This is a genomic window from Bacillus sp. ME78, assembly GCF_903970865.1.
GTDB classification, from domain to species: Bacteria; Bacillota; Bacilli; order Bacillales; family Bacillaceae_G; genus Bacillus_A; species Bacillus_A cereus.
In genome coordinates, this window is sequence record NZ_CAJCKK010000128.1 from 1 (window position 1) to 203 (window position 203).

Sequence of the window (203 nt, forward strand, 5' to 3'; positions counted from 1 at the left end):
TCTGGTTTTGTTTCAGGTTTTGGATCTGGTTTCACTTCTGGTTTTTCTTCTGGTTTTGTTTCAGGTTTTGGATCTGGCTTCACTTCTGGTTTTTCTTCTGGTTTTGTTTCAGGTTTTGGATCTGGTTTCACTTCTGGTTTTTCTTCTGGTTTTGTTTCAGGTTTTGGATCTGGCTTCACTTCTGGTTTTTCTTCTGGTTTTGT

At 38.4% G+C, this 203-nt stretch carries 1 pseudogene; it reads right to left on the reverse strand.

Annotated elements, in window-relative coordinates:
• Positions 1–203, reverse strand: a pseudogene (locus H6481_RS29175) (cell surface protein); the annotation flags it as partial.